1 protein-coding gene is annotated in these 576 nt (G+C 71.2%); it reads right to left on the reverse strand.

The genetic code is table 11. The features are described from left to right. A partial coding sequence (locus D450_RS0129060) for an IS256 family transposase (RefSeq protein ID WP_017542132.1) occupies window positions 1-576 on the reverse strand: 576 nt, incomplete at both ends.

The following is a 576-nucleotide window of genomic DNA, read 5'->3' on the forward strand; positions in this document are numbered from 1 at the left end:
CGGGGAAGACCTGCACCACATCGGCCCTGCGCTTGACCTCCCGGTTCAACCGCTCCAACGGGTTGGTCGACCAGATCTTCTTCCAGTGCGCCACCGGGAACGACGCGAACGCGGTGATGTCCTCGGCCGCCTCGATCAGCATCTGCTGGACCTGGGGGAACTGACCCTTGAGGAGATCGGCGACCACCCCGATGTGCTCGCGCACCGCCTCGGCGTTCTCCTGGGCGAAGACCGTGCGGATGGTGGCCGCGACCATCTCCCCCGACCCCTTGGGCACCCGCGCGAGCACATCGCGCACGAAGTGCACCCGGCACCTCTGCCAGGTGGCGCCGATGAACACCGCCTGGACCGCGGCGACCAGGCCCGAGTGGGAGTCGGAGACCACCAGGCGCACCCCGCCCAGCCCCCGGGCCCGCAGCGAGCGCAGGAAGGCGGTCCAAAAGGCGCGGGTCTCGCTGTCGCCCACGGCGAACCCCAGGACCTCGCGGCGGCCCTCGGCGCTCACGCCGGTGGCGATGACCACCGCCGCCGAGCAGATGCGGTGCCGGGTGCGGGCCTTGCAGTAGGTGGCGTCCA

Source organism: Nocardiopsis halophila DSM 44494 (assembly GCF_000341245.1).
Classification (GTDB): domain Bacteria; phylum Actinomycetota; class Actinomycetes; order Streptosporangiales; family Streptosporangiaceae; genus Nocardiopsis_A; species Nocardiopsis_A halophila.